Origin of the sequence: Mycobacterium sp., from assembly GCF_050700595.1 — a bacterium.
GTDB lineage: Bacteria > Actinomycetota > Actinomycetes > Mycobacteriales > Mycobacteriaceae > Mycobacterium.
The window spans coordinates 1-17941 of the sequence record NZ_JBOHHI010000022.1; the positions used below are offsets into that span (position 1 = coordinate 1).

The window sequence follows — 17941 nt, forward strand, 5'->3', positions numbered from 1 at the left end:
CTCATGCACCGACGCCGCCGACTCGACGTCCAGATGCACACCAGTACTACGGAACCCAATCTGACGACCCACGAGGCAACACCCTTTCGAACGAATCAGGTGTTGCAGCGATCACTTGAGCCTGCCCAGCTACCGTCATCGTGTGAGCAGGCTGGCAGACGCGCCGCGAGACAGCGTCGCGAGGTCATCGATTCGGTACGCGGCCGGGCTCGCGTTTGCGCATCTGCTCAGCGTCGCCGAGGTCCTCGTCGTCGTCGTCGCGCTCAGCGGTCACCTCCCCGGCGGTGCCCATGCCCACTTCAGCGGGAAGTACGTGATTACGTCGGTGGCGGTTGTCTCGCTGGGCACGCTTGCCGTGCTGATCGGCGGTGTAGCGGTGATCGCCTCATCACTGCGCTGGTTTGTTCAGCGGCACGAACCCGACATTCATCAACGGCGCACGGCAATGAATCTCATGCGCAACCAGTCGATAGTTCTGGCGGGGGCATGGACAGCCAGCGGCGCGATCTTCGTCCTGCTCGACCTTGACGGCGGACTCACGGTGGCGGTGTCGACCGGCTTAGCCGTCCTCTTCGGCGGGGCTGCGGCGACCGGCACTGCCGTTCTGCTCAGTCAGCGAACTCTCCGTCCGATCGTTGCTGCTGCCACAAGGGATTTCGAGGGCTTTGTGACTGCGCCCGGTGTATTGGCCCGACTGATCAGCATGTGGCTGCTGTGTAGCGGCCTGCCGAGCCTGGCTATTGTCGCTCTGATCTTCTTTCGGTCGAACGGCTGGATCATCCCCAAGACCGCGTCGGTGGAAGTCGCCGTATTTGTGCTGTCGCTTGTCGCCGTGATGCTGGGTCTGCGCGGGATGATCCTGGTGTCGCGGTCGATCTCGGATCCGGTGCGCGAGGTCGTCGACGCGATGGCAGAAATCGAGCGTGGCCGGGTCGGGATATTCGTCGACGTCTACGAACGCTCCGAAATCGGGCGTCTACAACGCGGATTCAACCGCATGGTCACCGGACTCAGCGAACGCGACCGGCTGCGAGATCTGTTCGGCCGGCACGTCGGCGCCGATGTCGCTCGTCGTGCCCTTGAAGAGGGCGCGTCAATGTCTGGCGACGTCGGGGAAGCGGCAGTTCTGTTTGTCGACCTGGTGGGCTCGACCCAGCTGGCCGCCAGCCGATCACCCGACGAGGTCGCGGGAGTGCTCAACGACTTCTTCCGAATCGTGGTCGGCGCCGTCGACGAACACCACGGCCTGATCAACAAGTTCCAGGGCGATGCCGCGCTGGCGGTCTTCGGGGCGCCGCTCCGCGCCAGCGGAGCGGTCTCAGCAGCGTTGGCAACCGCGCGGGCGTTAGGCACCCGGCTGCGGCGGCTGCCGGTGGTCGACTTCGGTATCGGCGTATCGGCAGGGCCGGTTTTCGCCGGCAATATCGGCGCCGAAAACCGCTACGAGTACACGGTGATCGGTGATCCCGTCAACGAAGCCGCGCGGCTGGCCGATCTCGCCAAAACCTCAGAGCAACGAGTGCTGTGCTCCGCTGCGGCGATCGTTCGCGCCGAGGATGCTGAGCGGCAGCACTGGGCGTCTCGTGGTTCCACTGTGCTGCGTGGCCGGTCCGAAGCGACCCAGATCTCGACGCCAGCGGACTAGGCCGGCGTACGACAGGGTCAATGGGTTGGGTTAAACGTGAGGTTCAGTTCGGAAAGCCCGCGCAGGATGTACGTCGGTTCGTAGGTGTAGCGACGGTCGGCGGCCGGCCCGTGTGTGGCCTCATTGATTTTGATGTCCGACATCCGGTCCAGGATGCGCTCGATCGAGACGCGACCCTCCACCCGGGCCAGCGGTGCACCGGGACAGGAGTGCACGCCGCGGGCAAACGCCATGTGCTCGCGGACGTTCTTGCGGTCCAGCTGGAACTCGTGCGGGTTCTCGAACCGGCGCGGATCACGGTTGACCGCACCCGGCAAGACCATCACGATGGTGCCGACGGGAATGTCGACACCGCCCACCGTGGCTGGTTTGCGGGCCAGCCGGGAGTCACTCTTGACCGGGCTCTCCATCCGCAGCGATTCCTCGATGAACCCCGGGATCAGGCTGCGGTCGTCTCGCAGCTTCTGCTGGATATCGGGCCGGTCGCCGAGCACCTGTAAGGCGGCGGAGAGCAGTTTGGCGGTGGTTTCCTGACCGGCGGCGAACAAGAAGGTGGCCGACCGGACCACGTCGATGACCTCCGGGGTGGATCCGTCGGGATACTTCGCCGTCGCCAACGCGGTCAGCACGTCGTCGCGCGGGTCGCGGCGCCGGTCCTCGATGTAGCAGCAGAACTTGTCGTCGAGCCACTGCAGCGGGTTGATGCCGACCGACTCGTGATCGAGCGCTCCGACCCGCGCGCCGGGACGGTCCGCGCCCAGCACAGTGCGGAACTGGTTGTGGTCTTCTTCCGGGACACCGAGCAGGTCGGCGATCACCAAGGTGGCGAACGGTTTCGAGTACTCGGCGATGAATTCACACTCGCCGTTGCCGAGGAATTCCCCGAGCTGGCGGTCGGCGAGGCGCCACATGAAGTCCTCGTTCTCCTTCAGCCGGCTCGGCGTCAACAGTCGGCTCAGCAGCGAACGTGCGCGGGTGTGCTCTGGCGGGTCCATCGTGACCATGTGCTCGAACATCGGAAACTGGTCGCGGTGCGCGTCGATCAGGGGCGTGAGGTCCTCAATCCCCGAGCCCTCGGGTTCGAACGGCAACGGCGGGAACGGCCCGCCGAGCGCGACACAGTTGGAGAACGTGTCGGCGTCCTTGTAGACGGCGTTGGCCTCCTCCCAGCCCGTGACGGCGACGACGTCGTGGTGCGGGAGCCGGACCACGGGATTTTTGCTGCGCAGGTAGTCGAAGTACGGGTGCGGGTCGGGAACCAAAGACGCGTCGGTGAAGAAGTCGATCGTGTCGAAGTTGGTCATGCGGTGCGCGCCTCCCGAAGCTGGGGTTGGTTTGTCGGCGGCGAGACATGGCACCGCCCGGAAATCGACCAAACTGCTGAGCACTTGCTTAGCACGGCGGTAATGTCGTGGTCAAGGTCGCAGCGCTGCTCGACGCTACGATCGGCGTGGTCGGCAAAGTCGGAAGTTCGGAGCAACACATGACCGCGGCGCGCAGAATCGGGGCGCCGGACGCCAAGAACCGCTCCGTGCTGCTCGACGCGGCCGAGCAGTTGATGCTCGACGATGGTTACGCCGCAGTCACTTCCCGGCGGGTGGCGCAACAGGCCGCGCTCAAGCCGCAACTGGTGCATTACTACTTCCGCACGATGGACGATTTGTTCCTGGCAGCGTTCCGCCGTCGCGCCGAACAGGGACTGCAGCTGCAGGCGCAGGCTCTGGAGTCGCCGCAACCGCTGTGGGCGTTGTGGCGGTTCAGTACCGACCCGGCGGCCACCGCGCTGACGATGGAATATGTGGCGCTGGCTAATCATCGCAAGGCACTCAAGGCCGAAATCGCGTACTACGCTGAACGTTTCCGCGAAGAGCAATGCAAGGCGGTATCGACGATCCTGGACCGCTATGGAATCGAGTCCGCTGAGGTGCCGCCGCTGGTGTGGTCGATGCTGATGACCAGCGTTTCGCGGGTGCTGGTGATGGAACAGGCGCTGGGCATGTCGGCGGGCCATGCCGAGACCGTCGCGTTCGTCGAGCGCTATCTGCACCGGCTAGAGGGCGACCCGCAGATCGCTCACCAGTGACGTATCGAGCAGAGCACGCCCTTGGGGCCGTCCTTGGATACGACGGCCACGCCGTCGACGGTGAGGTCGCAATGAAACTGCGGTGTGGCCCCGGACAGCCCGCTGCTGGCCGAAACCCACGCATACTGATCGGGGTTGGCCAACATGAGCTCGAATACCCATGGCTTACCCGGACCGACATCGGCCTGGATGTTCGGAACCCATTCGTAGGGGTTATGGCTATAGGCAGCGAAGTGCGGCGGCTCGTTGTCCAGGTAGTAGATATCTGCGCGGATCGGGTTGGCAGCAGTGACCGTGTACTTGACCCGATGCATGGGCGGGTCGTCTGCGCCTGCTGGCGCGGCGAAGATGGTCGCCGCCAACAGGACTGTTGAGACTGTGAGCGCTCTACCGATGGATGTCATGTTGTTCCTCCGACCCCGTTGCTGCGGTTCATCACCCGGTCGGCGGCTTGCCAGTGGGCGTCGCTGACCCACAGCCGCGCGAAGGCTTTCACCGCTTCGTCGGCGGACACGCCGCCGACGACACGCTTGATCTCCCCGGCCGGTCGACTGGCCAGCGCCCGGGCCAGCCGCCGCCAGCCGTCGTCGAAGTCGGAGCGGGGCAACACCCGATCGATCAACCCGAGGCGTTCGGCTTCGGCCGCATCGAGCACGGTGCCGGTTCCGGCGAGTAGCAGCGCCCGGCTCTTGCCGACCAATGCGGCCAGTCGCTCGGCCCCGCCCCAGGCCGGCATGATTTCCAGTGTCACCTGATTGAATCCGATCTTGATGTCGTCGGCGGCCACCCGGATATCGGCGGCCACCGCGACCTCGGCGCCACCGCCGAACGCGTGGCCGTTGAGTGCGGCGATCACCGGCGCCGGGAAGCCGGCCAGCCGATCGCAGATCGACCGCATCCGCCAGGCCATCGCCGCGGCGTCCTCCTCGGTGCGGATCGCCGCGAGCTCTTTGAGGTCCCCGCCGGACACGAAGGCCCGGTCACCGGCCCCGGTGATGGCCAGGGCGTCGGCTCCCTCGGCCGCGTCGAGCGCCTTCTCCAACTGGTCCATGGTTTCCGGCGCGATGGCATTGCGCGCGTGCGGGCGGTCAATGGTGAGCACGGCAAGACCGTGGTCGAACTCCAGGTCCACCATGCGCCCAGCTCCATCGCACCGATATTGGCATTCTCGTGTGCGGAGAATAGCATCGCCTTGGTCTTCGTCGAACCGCAATGGTTTGCCCATTAGGCGCGGCTGCTACCCGTGGGGATTGCAGTAGTCTCCTGGTGAGAATATGATTCTCGGAAATTGCAATGGAGGATCTTATGACGGCCGAGCTGACGTATCCGCTGTTCGACGCCGACAACCACCTGTACGAGACCGAGGAATCGCTGACCAAGTACCTGCCCAAGCAGTACAAGGACGCGATTCAGTACGTGCAGGTCAACGGCCGGACCAAGATCGCGATCCGCGGTGTCATCAGCAACTACATTCCCAACCCGACGTTCGAGGTGGTCGCGCGGCCGGGTGCGATGGAGGAGTACTTCAAAAACGGCAACCCCGACGGCAAGAGCCGCCGCGAGATCTTCGGCGAGCCGATGCGTTCGATTCCGGCGTTCCGTGAGCCGGGCCCGCGTCTGGAGCTGATGAACGAATTGGGTGTGGAACGTTCGCTGATGTTTCCGACACTGGCCAGCCTCGTCGAGGAGCGGATGCGCGACGATCCGGCACTCATCCACATCGTGGTGCATGCGCTGAACCAGTGGCTCGATGACGTCTGGGGCTTCAACTACCAGAGCCGGATCTTCACCGTCCCGGTGGTGAGCCTGCCCATCGTCGAGAAGGCGATCGAGGAGCTGGACTGGGTGGTCAAGCGCGGCGCGCGGGCGGTTCTGGTTCGCCCCGCGCCGGTTCCGGGCTATCGCGGTCCTCGGTCGTTCGCCCTGCCGGAGTTCGACCCGTTCTGGCAGCGTTGCGTCGAGCACGACGTACTGGTGGCGATGCACTCGTCGGATTCCGGCTACGCGCGCTACACCGCGGAATGGGACGGTGCCGCCTTAGAGATGCTGCCCTTCCAGACCAACGCGTTCGCGATGCTCAACGAGTGGCGGCCGGTGCAGGACGCGGTGGCGTCCTGGGTGATTCACGGCGGGTTGTATCGCATCCCGCAACTGAAGGTCGCCGTCATCGAATCCGGCTCGAAGTGGTTGTTCCCGCTACTGGATCAGCTGGCCGACGTCTACCAGAAGACACCGGAAAGCTTCCCCGGCGGTGACCCGGTCGAGGAGATCAAGAACCGAATCCACATCAGTCCGTTCTACGAGGACGGCATCAGTGACCTCGTCGACCTGATCGGTGTGGAGCGGGTCCTCTATGGCTCGGATTACCCGCACCCGGAGGGGCTGGCGCAACCCCGGCATTACGCGGATGCGTTGCAGTACCTCAGTGTCGATGACCAAGCCAAGATCATGGGAGGCAATCTCACCCGGCTGATGTCAGTGTGAGTCCATGAACTGGGAGACCATTCCGGAGATGGTCTTGAGCGCAGCGCACCGCTTCGGCGATGCCGAGGCCGTTGTCGACGGTGCGCTGCGCCTCACATTCACTGAAGCTGTCGAGCGAATACGTTGTGCCGCAGGCGCATTTGCTGACCTTGGTGTCGCTAAAGGCGATCGGGTCGCCATCTGGGCACCCAACTCGGCAGAGTGGATAATCGCCGCGTTCGGGTTGCTCACCGCGGGCGGCATGCTGGTGCCGGTCAACACGCGGTTCAAGGCGCAAGAAGCGGGTGACATTCTCACCCGCAGCGGTGCGACGGCTGTCCTGGTGCAGAAGGGATTTCTGGGCCGGGACTACACCGTGCCCGCGGGAATACCGGTCATCGATCTGAAATCCGACTTCCTGTCCCACGGCTCCCCGTTCGAGCGGGCCGTGAGCGGTACCGACATCGCCGACATCATCTTCACCTCCGGTACGACCGGCCGCCCGAAGGGCGCAATGATGAATCATCAACAGACGCTGCGAATGTACGAGGAGTGGGCAACACTTGCTGATTTGCGCGAGGGTGATCGCTATCTGATGATCAACCCGTACTTCCACACGTTCGGTTTGAAAGCGGGACTCATCGCGTCCTTCCTCCGTGGCGCGACGATGCTGCCGGTCGCCGTTTTCGATGTCGACGCAGTGGTGGGCCTCGTTGAGCGCGAACGTATCACGATGCTGCCCGGCCCGCCGACGCTTTACCACTCGTTGCTCACCGTTCGCGATAAGGTCAAGTTGTCGACGTTACGGGCAGGCGTGACCGGCGCCGCCGACATCCCTGTCGAACTGGTCCGTCGCATACATGGCGAATTGCCGTTTCAGACTCTGATGACCGGTTACGGGCTCACCGAGGCCGGCAACGTCACCTTGTCGCGGCCCGGCGACTCCACCGAGGATGTGGCCACGACTGCGGGCCTGCCCTGCGAGGGGGTTGAGGTGCGCATCGCCGACGACGGCGAGGTGCTGGTCCGCGGCTACGGTGTCATGCAGGGCTACCTGGGCGAGCCAGGGGCCACCGCCGAAGCCATCGATGCAGAAGCCTGGTTGCACACCGGCGATGTGGGTACGCTGGACCCGGCAGGTCGGCTGCGAATCGACGGGCGCAAGAAGGACATGTTCATTGTGGGCGGGTTCAACGCGTACCCGGCTGAGATCGAGGGCTTCCTGCTGGAACACCAGGCGGTCGCGCAGGTTGCAGTGATCGGTGTGCCGGACGAGCGGCTCGGCCAGGTGGGTAAGGCATTCGTCGTGCCGAAAACCCCGGTGTCGGAAGCGGATTTGATTGCGTGGTGCCGCGAGCGGATGGCCGGATTCAAAGCGCCGCGATCCGTCGAGTTCCTCGACGAGCTGCCGTTGAACGCCACCGGAAAAGTGATGAAGGACCAACTCCGGTGAGCACCTCAGACCTGCACCCGCATTCGATGGTGATCGCATCGGACTACCGCGTACCGAATCCGGACCGGGTGTGGCCGCTATTACGGCGTCGCAAATCGGCGCTCGCCGATATCGGCGCGCACCACGTCCTGCTCTACAAGTCGACGCATGATCACGGGCGTGTCCTGGTGACGATCGGCGTACGCAGTCGGGAGCCGATCGTCGAGCTGCTGCGGTCGCGGGTCTTCTTCGACTGGTTCGACGAGGTGGGTGTCGAAGACATTCCGGCGGTCTTCGCCGGGGAGATCGTGGAACGATTCGAGTCGTCGGCGGGTTCGGATCCGCAGGCGCCCGGTATCGTGCTGGCCGCCATCGCACCGGTCAACGACGTGTCCACGCTGACTGCCCAAGTCCGGGGCGCGTGGGATCGGTTCACCGCCGCAGGCATCCGGAAGACATGGATTTTCCGGGCTTTCGACGACGGGCAGGAAGTGATGATCCTACAGGAGCTCGACGATGACAATGCTGCACGGCGCTGGATTGAGCATCCCGACGTCGCCGCTGAGTGGATGACTGGACCCGGCATGGGCGCCTATCCGCCGTTGTTCGTCGGTAAATTCGTGGACGTGATGCGTATCGAGGCGACGAAGTGATGTTCGACGATCGAAACGCTATGTGCGCCTGAGGTTCACCGACGGACACTGCCGTCCGGTGAAGTGGACCGGGTCAGTTCGGTGAGCAGTTCGGGGATGTCGAGCCGCGGCACGACGGCTTCGACCAGCACGATGCGATCCTGGTGCTCGGCGGCGGCGACAAGAGCGTCGTCGAGTTCACCGTGGGTCTGCGCGCGGAACGTCAGGTGATCTTTCACGCCTAGCGCTCCGGGTATCTCGGACCAATTCCAGCGGACAATGTCGTTGTAGGGGGCGGTCTTTCCGTGAATCGCCCGTTCGACGGTGTAGCCGTCGTTGTTGACCACCACGATGACCGGCGACAGGCCCTCGCGGGAGAAGACGCCGAGTTCCTGCACGGTCAGCTGGGCCGCGCCGTCGCCGATCAGCAGCACCGGCCTGCGGTCGCGATTGGCCAGCCCGGCCCCGAGCGTGGCGGGCAGCGCGTAACCGATCGACCCCCACAGCGGTTGGCCGATGAACGTCACGCCCTGCGGGAGCCGGTGGCCGGCCATTCCGTAGAACGAGGTGCCCTGATCGGCGAGCACCACATTGCCCGGTGTCAGCGCGTGGCAAAACCTGTCCCACAACATCTTTTGGGTGAGCTGCTGGTCACGCGCGGGCGGATCGCGGCGTCCGTCGCCGGACGTCGACGCGACCGGTGGTGAGCTGATTCCACGCCGGGCCAGGATCGCGGTCAGCGCGTCCAGCGCCGCGTCCATCTCCAGCGGGGCGAACACCTGGTTGGCGACCGTGCTCTGCTGTGCGCCGACGTCGATGTTCCGGGCCGGGTCGACGCGCTGGCTGAAGAAACCGCTGACCATATCGGTGAACACCACCCCGGCCGTCACCAGCACCGGCGCCTCTTCGATTCCACGGCGTACGGATTCGGCGCTGGCCGCGCCGGCGTAGATACCCAGGAAGTTGGGCGAGCTCTCGTCGACGAGGCTTTTGCCCCACATCAACGTGGCATGCGGCACCACGTCGGTTGCCAGCAGCGCCTCGAGGTGCGAGACCGCATGCAGACGATGGACCAGGAAGTCGGCCAGCACGGTCACCTGGTGGTCGGCGATGAGTTCGGTTGCGGCTTCGGTGAACAGCGCCAGCGCACGTGGGCTGGTGCCGTCGGCATAGCGCGGTAACGGCGCATTGGGCCGCTCGACTTCGAAGCGCGCCACATCGATGGGCAGCAACAAGTAGCCGGGGCGTTTCTGTTCCCGTACCTCGCAGAGCACCCGGTCAATTTCCCGGGTAGCGGTTGCGGGCATGAGATTCGCCTGGGCGCAGGTGATTTCTCTGCTGATCCTCAAGAAATGCTCGAAATCACCGTCGCCGAGCGAATGGTGCAACGCCCGGCGGGTGGCTTGCGCATCTTTGGACGGCCCACCGACGATGTGTACCACCGGCACATGTTCAGCGTAGCTGCCCGCGATCGCGTTGGTCACCGAAAGCTCGCCGACACCGAATGTGGTTACTACGGCTGACATTCCACGCAGACGACCGTACCCGTCAGCGGCATAGCCGGCGTTGAGTTCGTTCGCGTTGCCAACCCATCGCAGATCCGGGTGAGCGACGACGTGGTCGAGAAATTCCAGGTTGTAGTCGCCGGGAACACCGAAGACGTGCGCGACGCCGAGTTCGGCGAGGCGGTCGAGCAGATAGTCACCAACGGCGTAGGCAGCAGTCACCAGACCGACGGTACGCCGCCTGGAAACGCCTCAGAAAACACCTCCCGCCAGCCGTCGTATCGCTATCGTGCGGGCATGGCAATCACGGAATCGCGCGAAATCGTCATCGAAGCGACGCCGGGGGAGATCCTTGACGTCATCGCCGATCTGGAGTCGCTGCCCGAGTGGTCGTCGGCGCACCAAAGCTCCGAGGTGGTTGAGCGGGGCGACGATGGACGGCCCAGTGTCGCCAGGATGAAGGTCAAGGCGGCCGGGATCACCGACGAACAGGTGGTGGCCTACACCTGGTCGGGCAACACCGTGAGCTGGACGTTGGTCAGCGCCGGCCAGCAGCGTGCGCAGGATGCGACGTACGCGCTGACGCCGGACGGGGAGGCGACGCGGGTTAAGTTCGACATCACCATCGACCCGATCGTGCCGCTGCCCGGGTTTCTGTTGAAACGCACCGTCAAGGGAGTGCTGGACACCTCGACCGAGGGATTACGCAAGCGGGTGCTGAGTGTGAAAAAGGGCGGCTGAGCATGCCGGGGCCGCTGGCGGGAGTGCGAGTCGTCGAACTCGGCGGTATCGGCCCGGGGCCGCACGCTGCAATGGTGCTCGCCGATTTGGGCGCCGATGTGGTGCGGGTGCGCCGTCCCGGCGGGCTGACGATGCCGCCCGAGGACCGCGACCTGCTGCACCGCGGCAAGCGGATCATCGACCTCGACGTCAAGTCGCAGCCGCAGCAGCTGCTGGGGTTGGCCGCCAAAGCCGACGTGCTGCTGGACTGCTTCCGGCCCGGCACCTGCGAGCGACTCGGTATCGGTCCCGACGACTGCGCGACGGTCAACCCGCGGCTGATCTTCGCCCGCATCACCGGGTGGGGGCAGGACGGTCCGCGGGCGGCCACGGCGGGCCACGACATCAACTACCTTTCGCAGACCGGGGCGCTGTCGGCCCTCGGTTATCGTGACCGGCCGCCGATGCCGCCGCTGAACCTGGTCGCCGACTTCGGCGGCGGGTCGATGTTCGTGCTGCTGGGCATCGTGGCCGCGCTCTATGAGCGGGAACGGTCGGGGAAGGGTCAGGTCGTCGACGCCGCCATGGTCGACGGCGTCAGCGTGCTGGCGCAGATGATGTGGACGATGAAGTCCGCCGGGGCCCTGCGTGATGAACGCGAATCGTTTCTGCTCGACGGCGGCGCCCCGTTCTACCGCTGTTACGAGACCGCCGACGGCAAGTACGTGGCCGTCGGCGCGATCGAACCGCAGTTTTTCGCCGAATTGCTGGCCGGGCTCGGGTTGTCGGCCGACGAGGTGCCGGGTCAGCTCGACATCGGGTCGTATCCGCGCATGCTCGAAGTGTTCACGCAGCGGTTCGCCGGCAAGACCCGCCGCGAGTGGACGGACATCTTCGCCGGCACCGACGCCTGCGTCGCCCCGGTGTTGACCTGGAGCGAGGCTGCCACCGACCCGCATATCACCGCACGTGCCACGGTGATCACCGCCCATGGCGTCGAGCAGGCCGCGCCTGCGCCGAGGTTTTCCCGCACGCCGGCCGGATCAGTCGGTCCGCCGCCGCGCGGCGCTACACCGCTGGACGAAATCGGCTGGTAATCGCGCTTGCGATCCCGGTCCGGTTATAAGCTTGGTGTCAGTGGCCGTACGAGCATCGCGGGAAATTGTCATCGACGCGCCGCCGGACGCGATCCTGGAGGCGCTGGCTGACATTTGCGCGGTGCCGTCGTGGTCCTCGGTACACAAACGGGCCGAAGTCATCGACACCTATCCCGACGGCCGTCCGCACCATGTGAAGGTCATGGTCAAGGTAGTCGGCATCGTCGACAAGGAAGTGCTCGAATATCACTGGGGCTCCGATTGGCTGGTGTGGGATGCGCGCAAGACGGTTCAGCAGCATGCCCAGCATGTCGAGTACACGCTGCGGCGAGAACCCGACGACAAAACCCGGGTGCGTTTTGACATCACCCTGGAGCCGTCGGCGCCGCTGCCGGAGTTTCTGGTCAACCGGGCCCGCAAGAAGATCCTGGATGCCGCGACCGAGGGGCTGCGCAGGCGGGTGATGGGTCAGGTCGGCGCAGACCGGACAATATAGGTGTCGAAATAGCCGTCCAGGCGTCCCGCGAAATCGTCATCGACGCACCCCCTGAAGCAGTGATGGCGGCGTTGGCCGATGTCGCCGCGTTGTCGTTGTGGTCACCGGTGCACAAGCGGCTCGAAGTGCTGGACTGCTACGCCGACGGTCGACCGCACCATGTGAAGGCCACCATTCGGATTCTCGGGATCGTCGACAAAGAGATCCTCGAGTATCGCTGGGGACCCGACTGGGTGGTCTGGGATGCGAAAGCGACCTTCCAGCAACGCGGACAGCATGTCGAGTACACCCTCACGCGGGAGGGAGTCGAAGGGACCCGGGTGCGTTTCGACATCACCGTCGAACCGTCGGGGCCGATTCCCGACTTCGTCGTCAAGCGGGCCGCCAAGATCGTATTGGATGCTGCGACAGAGGGTTTGCGCTCGCAGGTCATGGGAATCGAGGGTGCACACGGGTCGACATAGCCGGATGGTCGGTGAGCGCGCTCAGTCGGCGGATCGCCTCATCAAGGGTGTCGTCGCGCTTGGCGAAGGTGAACCGCACCAGGTGATTCCAGATTGCCGGGTGCTCGCCGTCCGGATCGCAGAACGCCGACATCGGGATGGCCGCCACCCCGACCCGCTCCGGTAGCGCCGCGCAGAACGCGGTGCTGTCGTCGTACCCCAGCGGGCGCGGGTCGGCGCAAAGAAAGTAGGTGCCGCGACTGGTGTGCACTTCGAACCCGATCTTCCTCAGCGCTTTGGTCAGCCGGTCTCGCCGATGCTCCAGTGTGGTCCGCAATGCGGCTACCCAGGCGTCCTCGGTGTTCAGCGCGTGCGCCACCGCAGGCTGAAACGGCGCGCCGCCCACATAGCTCAAGTACTGTTTGGCCGCACGCACCCCGATGATGAGTTCACTTGGGCCGCAAGCCCATCCGATCTTCCAGCCGGTGCAGCTGAACATCTTGGCGGCACTGGAGATGGTGATCGTGCGCTCGGCCATGCCCGGGTAGGCGGCCAACGGCAGATGCGGGCGTCTGTCGTAGACCAGGTGCTCGTAGACCTCGTCGGTGATGACCAGCAGGCGGGCTTGGATAGCGATCTCGGCGATGGCGGCCCGCTCGGTCTCGGTCAGCACCATGCCGGTCGGGTTGTGCGGTGAGTTGACGATCAGCGCCCTGGTGCGCGGTGTCACCGCACACCGCAGCGCGTCGACGTCCAGGGCGAAGCCGCGACCGTCGGACACCAGCGGCACGACGACCCGCTGCGCGCCGGCCATCGCCACCACCGGCGAGTAGGAGTCGTAGAACGGCTGGATCAGGATCACCTCGGCGCCGGGTTCGACCATGCCGAGCACCGCCGCCGCGATGGCCTCGGTGGCCCCGACGGTCACCAGCACCTCGGTGTCCGGGTCGTAGTCGATGCCGAAATGCCGCTTGCGCTGGGCGGCGACGGCTTGGCGTAGCGCCGCGATACCTATCCCGGGTGGGTACTGGTTGACGCCGTCGGCGATGGCGTGCTGCGCGGCCTGCAGCATCGAGCGCGGCCCGTCCTCGTCCGGAAACCCCTGCCCGAGGTTGACTGCGCCGACGCGCGCGGCCAGCGCCGACATCTCGGCGAACACCGTCGTCGCGTAGGGCCGCAGCCGCGACACCGTCATGGTCTTGAGGGTATGCGCTCTCGGGCGCCACTCCAGCGTGGCGGTCGCCACTCGCCCAACCAACAGGTTGATCGGCCGTGCTGTTAGGGTGGCTGGCAGAGGACTAGCGTCCCTGAAGGACGGAATCCCAAACCCCGAAGAGGAACGAGCCATGTCCGAAGAAGCCTTCATCTATGAAGCCATCCGCACCCCGCGTGGCAAGCAAAAAAACGGTTCGCTGCATGAAGTCAAGCCGATCAACCTGGTCACCGGTCTGATCGACGAAATGCGCAACCGGTTCCCCGACTTGGACGCAAACCAGATCAGCGACACTCTTTTGGGCGTGGTGTCGCCGGTGGGCGACCAGGGCGGCGACATCGCCCGTACCGCGGTGCTGGCCGCGGGCCTGCCGGAGACCACCGGCGGAGTGCAGCTCAACCGGTTCTGCGCATCCGGTTTGGAGGCGGTCAACATCGCCGCCGCCAAGGTGCGTTCCGGCTTTGACGACCTGGTGCTCGCCGGTGGGGTGGAGTCCATGAGCCGGGTGCCGATGGGCTCTGACGGCGGCGCCTGGGCGACCGACCCGGAGACCAACTACGCCGTCGGGTTCGTGCCGCAGGGGATCGGCGCCGACCTGATCGCCACCATCGAAGGTTTCTCTCGTGAGGACGTCGACGCGTTCGCGCTGCGCTCTCAGCAGCACGCCGCCGCTGCGTGGTCGGGCGGCTACTTCGCCAAATCGGTAGTGCCGGTTAAAGACCGGAACGGCCTGCTGATCCTCGACCACGACGAGCACATCCGGCCGGACACCACGCTGGAGGGCCTGGGCAAACTCAAGCCGGCCTTCGCAGACATCGGCGCGATGGGCGGCTTCGACGACGTGGCGCTGCAGAAATACCACTTTGTCGAAAAGATCAACCACGTCCACACCGGCGGCAACAGCTCCGGCATCGTCGACGGCGCCGCGCTGGTGCTGGTGGGCAGCGAGAAAGCGGGTAAGGCGCAGAGGCTCACCCCGCGGGCCCGCATCGTCGCGGCCGCCACCAGCGGCGCCGACCCGATCATCATGCTCACCGGGCCCACCCCGGCGACTCGCAAGGTGCTCGACCAGGCCGGACTGACCATCGACGACCTCGACCTGATCGAGATCAACGAGGCGTTCGCATCGGTGGTGTTGAAGTTCCAGAAGGACCTCAAGGTCCCCGACGAGAAGCTCAACGTCAACGGCGGTGCCATCGCGATGGGTCACCCGCTGGGCGCCACCGGCGCAATGATCACCGGCACCATGGTCGACGAACTGGAGCGCCGGGGCGCGCACCGGGCGCTGATCACCCTCTGCATCGGCGGCGGCATGGGTGTGGCCACCATCATCGAGCGGGTATAAGACGATGACAGAAAACACTATTCAGTGGGACAAGGACGCTGACGGCATCGTCACGCTGACCCTTGACGACCCGACGGGCTCGGCCAATGTGATGAACGAGCACTACATCGAGTCGATGGGCAAGGCCGTCGATCGCCTTGTCGCCGAGAAGGATTCGATCACCGGTGTGGTGATCGCCAGCGCCAAGAAGACCTTCTTCGCCGGCGGTGACCTCAAGTCGATGATCACTGCCGGTCCGGAGGACGCGCAAGACTCCTTCAACACCGTCGAGACGGTGAAAAAGCAACTGCGCACGCTGGAGACCCTTGGCAAGCCGGTCGTCGCCGCCATCAACGGCGCTGCCCTGGGCGGCGGTCTGGAGATTGCGCTGGCCTGTCACCACCGCATCGCGGCCGACGTCAAGGGCCTGGTGGTCGGCTTCCCCGAGGTGACGCTGGGCCTGCTGCCGGGCGGCGGCGGGGTGACCCGCACCGTGCGGATGTTGGGCATCCAGAACGCGTTCATGAACGTGTTGTCTCAGGGCACCCGCTTTAAGCCGGCCCAGGCCAAGGAGATCGGTCTGATCGACGAGGTGCTCCCGACCGTCGAGGAGTTGGTGCCAGCCGCCAAGACGTGGATCAAGGCCAATCCTGACGCGCATGTCCAGCCGTGGGATGTCAAGGGCTACAAGATGCCCGGCGGTACACCGGCCTCACCGGCATTGGCCTCGGTCTTGCCGTCGTTCCCGGCCCTGCTGAAGAAACAGCTCAAGGGTGCGCCGATGCCCGCACCGCGGGCAATCCTGGACGCCGCGGTCGAGGGTGCGCAAGTGGACTTCGACACCGCCACCCGGATCGAAAGCCGCTACTTCGCTTCGCTGGTCGTCGGTCAGGTCGCCAAAAATATGATTCAGGCGTTCTTCTTCGACCTGCAGCACATCAATTCCGGCGGGTCGCGTCCGGATGGCTACGAGAAGACGACGTTCAAGAAGGTCACCGTGCTGGGCGCGGGGATGATGGGTGCGGCCATCGCCTACGTGTGCGCGAAGGCCGGCATCGAGGTGGTACTCAAGGACGTCAGCAGCGAAGCCGCGGCGAAGGGCAAGGCATATGCGGAAAAGCTGGAAGCCAAAGCGCTGGACCGTGGTAAGACCACCCAGGAGAAATCCGATGCGCTGCTGGCCCGCATCCACCCGACCGCTGACGCGAACGATGCGGCCGACGCTGATCTGGTGATCGAGGCGGTGTTCGAGTCGGTCGAGCTCAAGCACAAGGTGTTCGCCGAGATCGAGCCGGTGGTCGCCCTCGACGCGGTGCTGGGCTCCAACACCTCCACGCTGCCGGTCACCGAACTGGCTTCCGGTGTCAAGCGGGTCGAGGACTTCATCGGCCTCCACTTCTTCTCGCCCGTCGACAAGATGCCGCTGCTGGAAATCATTAAGGGCCGCAAGACTTCTGACGCCACCTTGGCCAAAGCCATCGACCTGGCGATGCAGATCGGCAAGACTCCGATCGTGGTGAATGACAGCCGCGGCTTCTACACCAGCCGGGTGATCGGCACGTTCATCAACGAGGCGATCGCGATGCTCGGTGAGGGTGTGGAACCGGCCAGCATCGAGCATGCCGGCAGCCAGGCCGGCTACCCGGCGCCGCCGCTGCAGCTGTCCGACGAACTCAACATGGAGCTGATGGCCAAGATCGCCAAGGCCACCCGGGAGGGCGTCGAAGCCGCGGGCCAGACCTACACGCCGCACCCGGCCGAAGCCGTCGTTGCCAAGATGATCGAGCTGGGCCGGCCATCACGGTTGGCGGGCAAGGGTTTCTACGAGTACGCCGACGGCAAGCGCGTCGGCCTGTGGCCAGGGCTGCGGGAGACGTTCAACTCCGGTTCGTCGCAGGCGCCGCTGCAGGACATGATCGACCGGATGCTGTTCGCCGAGGCGCTGGAAACCCAGAAGTGCCTCGACGAGGGCGTGCTGACGTCGACCGCCGACGCCAATATCGGCTCCATCATGGGTATCGGGTTCCCGCCGTGGACCGGTGGCACAGCGCAGTACATCGTCGGCTACCCCGGGGGCAAGGACGGCTTCGTCGCCCGCGCCCGCGAGCTGGCCGCCAAGTACGGTGACCGGTTCCTGCCGCCCGATTCGCTTACCTAGGTTCCGCGAGGCCACGGGCGGAACAGCCGCCGCGGGACGACCCGGACTATGCCAGGTGGTCGGTGAGCGAACCTTGCTCGCCGAACAGTCGCGGGGTCCATTCGTCGAGCAACGCGGTGTTGTCGTTGTCGCTGGGGTGAAACTCGGCATGCGTGTAGGCACGCAGGCGGCGTATCACTGCCCGCGTCAGGAACGGTGAGTGTCGCAGTGCGGCAATGCTCTTGACCAATCGCACCGGGTGGTAGGAGGCCCGGTCGGCAAGCATCGACAGCGTGGTGTGCAGCGCCAACAGGCCGACAAATGCGAAGCTGGTTATCCACATCGCGATGATCCGCATCCGCTCGGTACCACCAACCGCGCGGTAGACGTCGAACGCAACGGCCTTGTGCTCGGACTCCTCCAGTGCATGCCACAGCAGCACCGACCTGACCTCGTTATCCCCCAGTACCTCTCGGGCACGAGAATCACTCAGCAGTGTTTCCGCGAGCGTGGCGGTGTAGTGCTCCAGCGCGGCGGTCACGGCCAGCCGGTAGCGCGGCGAACCGAACCGTTCCAGCCGCGCCAACCCCTTCTTGGTCATCCGGTCTATCCGGTGGGTGGGATAGCCCATCAGCTGCAGTTGGTCGTTGAGTTCGCGGTGCTGCCGACCGTGGGTGACCTCCTGGCCGGTGAACCCGGCGACGGCCTTCTTCAAATTCGGGTCGGTGATCCGGTCCGCGTAGTGATGCAC

General features: G+C 65.2%; 17 protein-coding genes. 11 read left to right on the forward strand and 6 right to left on the reverse strand.

All coding sequences use genetic code 11. The features are described from left to right. Window positions 1–151: 151 nt before the first annotated feature. Window positions 152–1645 (forward strand): adenylate/guanylate cyclase domain-containing protein, encoded by a 1494-nt coding sequence (locus ACRDTL_RS01815; RefSeq protein WP_431505031.1) that lies wholly within the window; start codon window positions 152–154, stop codon window positions 1643–1645. 17 nt (window positions 1646–1662) lie between these two features. On the opposite strand, the gene ACRDTL_RS01820 is transcribed toward ACRDTL_RS01815, so the two are convergent. Continuing rightward, window positions 1663–2949, reverse strand: coding sequence for a cytochrome P450 (locus tag ACRDTL_RS01820; protein ID WP_431505018.1), 1287 nt, complete (start codon window positions 2947–2949; stop codon window positions 1663–1665). A gap of 179 nt (window positions 2950–3128) precedes the next feature. Between ACRDTL_RS01820 and ACRDTL_RS01825 the strand changes: the two genes are divergently transcribed. Then, complete coding sequence (locus tag ACRDTL_RS01825; protein ID WP_431505032.1) at window positions 3129–3728, forward strand: TetR/AcrR family transcriptional regulator; 600 nt, start codon at window positions 3129–3131, stop codon at window positions 3726–3728. Here ACRDTL_RS01825 and ACRDTL_RS01830 read toward each other — a convergent pair. Together ACRDTL_RS01830 and ACRDTL_RS01835 are read right to left on the reverse strand one after the other, a co-directional pair. Further along, window positions 3719–4132, reverse strand: a complete 414-nt coding sequence (locus ACRDTL_RS01830) for a hypothetical protein (protein WP_431505019.1) — start codon at window positions 4130–4132, stop codon at window positions 3719–3721. The two genes, ACRDTL_RS01825 and ACRDTL_RS01830, sit on opposite strands and share 10 nt — an antisense overlap. Further along, complete coding sequence (locus tag ACRDTL_RS01835) at window positions 4129–4863, reverse strand: enoyl-CoA hydratase/isomerase family protein (RefSeq protein WP_431505020.1); 735 nt, start codon at window positions 4861–4863, stop codon at window positions 4129–4131. Before ACRDTL_RS01835 ends, ACRDTL_RS01830 begins: the two co-directional genes overlap by 4 nt. A gap of 170 nt (window positions 4864–5033) precedes the next feature. Here ACRDTL_RS01835 and ACRDTL_RS01840 point away from each other — a divergent pair, with 170 nt between their 5' ends. From ACRDTL_RS01840 to ACRDTL_RS01850, 3 genes are read left to right on the forward strand one after another with little or no spacing between them, the layout of a single operon-like run. Beyond that, window positions 5034–6212: an amidohydrolase family protein gene (locus ACRDTL_RS01840; protein WP_431505021.1), complete on the forward strand. Its 1179-nt coding sequence runs from the start codon at window positions 5034–5036 to the stop codon at window positions 6210–6212. A gap of 4 nt (window positions 6213–6216) precedes the next feature. Then, complete coding sequence (locus tag ACRDTL_RS01845; RefSeq protein ID WP_431505022.1) at window positions 6217–7644, forward strand: FadD3 family acyl-CoA ligase; 1428 nt, start codon at window positions 6217–6219, stop codon at window positions 7642–7644. Beyond that, a complete protein-coding gene (locus ACRDTL_RS01850) occupies window positions 7641–8276 on the forward strand; it encodes a fatty-acid--CoA ligase (protein WP_431505023.1) in 636 nt (211 codons plus the stop codon). The genes ACRDTL_RS01845 and ACRDTL_RS01850 overlap by 4 nt, the downstream gene beginning before the upstream one ends. Window positions 8277–8311: 35 nt before the next feature. Here the strand turns inward: ACRDTL_RS01850 and ACRDTL_RS01855 are convergent, their stop codons facing one another. Next, window positions 8312–9982, reverse strand: coding sequence for an alpha-keto acid decarboxylase family protein (locus ACRDTL_RS01855; RefSeq protein ID WP_431505024.1), 1671 nt, complete (start codon window positions 9980–9982; stop codon window positions 8312–8314). Window positions 9983–10057: 75 nt separating this feature from the next. On the opposite strand from ACRDTL_RS01855, the gene ACRDTL_RS01860 reads away from it, so the two are divergent. From ACRDTL_RS01860 to ACRDTL_RS01875, 4 genes are read left to right on the forward strand one after another with little or no spacing between them, the layout of a single operon-like run. After that, the gene (locus ACRDTL_RS01860; RefSeq protein WP_431505025.1) at window positions 10058–10501 is read left to right on the forward strand and encodes an SRPBCC family protein; all 444 of its coding nucleotides are present in this window, start codon (window positions 10058–10060) and stop codon (window positions 10499–10501) included. Then, window positions 10498–11577, forward strand: coding sequence for a CaiB/BaiF CoA transferase family protein (locus tag ACRDTL_RS01865; RefSeq protein ID WP_431505033.1), 1080 nt, complete (start codon window positions 10498–10500; stop codon window positions 11575–11577). Before ACRDTL_RS01860 ends, ACRDTL_RS01865 begins: the two co-directional genes overlap by 4 nt. 40 nt (window positions 11578–11617) lie before the next feature. After that, entirely contained in the window at window positions 11618–12073 is a 456-nt protein-coding gene (locus ACRDTL_RS01870) for an SRPBCC family protein (protein ID WP_431505026.1), read from the forward strand. An 8-nt stretch (window positions 12074–12081) separates the two neighbouring features. Then, window positions 12082–12537, forward strand: a complete 456-nt coding sequence (locus tag ACRDTL_RS01875) for an SRPBCC family protein (RefSeq protein WP_431505034.1) — start codon at window positions 12082–12084, stop codon at window positions 12535–12537. Here ACRDTL_RS01875 and ACRDTL_RS01880 read toward each other — a convergent pair. Beyond that, window positions 12503–13711: a pyridoxal phosphate-dependent aminotransferase gene (locus ACRDTL_RS01880; protein ID WP_431505027.1), complete on the reverse strand. Its 1209-nt coding sequence runs from the start codon at window positions 13709–13711 to the stop codon at window positions 12503–12505. The two genes, ACRDTL_RS01875 and ACRDTL_RS01880, sit on opposite strands and share 35 nt — an antisense overlap. Before the next feature lie 151 nt (window positions 13712–13862). Here ACRDTL_RS01880 and ACRDTL_RS01885 point away from each other — a divergent pair, with 151 nt between their 5' ends. After that, window positions 13863–15074: an acetyl-CoA C-acetyltransferase gene (locus ACRDTL_RS01885; RefSeq protein ID WP_431505028.1), complete on the forward strand. Its 1212-nt coding sequence runs from the start codon at window positions 13863–13865 to the stop codon at window positions 15072–15074. A gap of 4 nt (window positions 15075–15078) precedes the next feature. After that, the gene (locus ACRDTL_RS01890; RefSeq protein WP_431505029.1) at window positions 15079–17211 is read left to right on the forward strand and encodes a 3-hydroxyacyl-CoA dehydrogenase NAD-binding domain-containing protein; all 2133 of its coding nucleotides are present in this window, start codon (window positions 15079–15081) and stop codon (window positions 17209–17211) included. Between the two features lie 46 nt (window positions 17212–17257). On the opposite strand, the gene ACRDTL_RS01895 is transcribed toward ACRDTL_RS01890, so the two are convergent. Continuing rightward, the coding region (locus ACRDTL_RS01895) for a metal-dependent hydrolase (protein ID WP_431505030.1) at window positions 17258–17941 on the reverse strand (684 nt) is incomplete at its 5' end.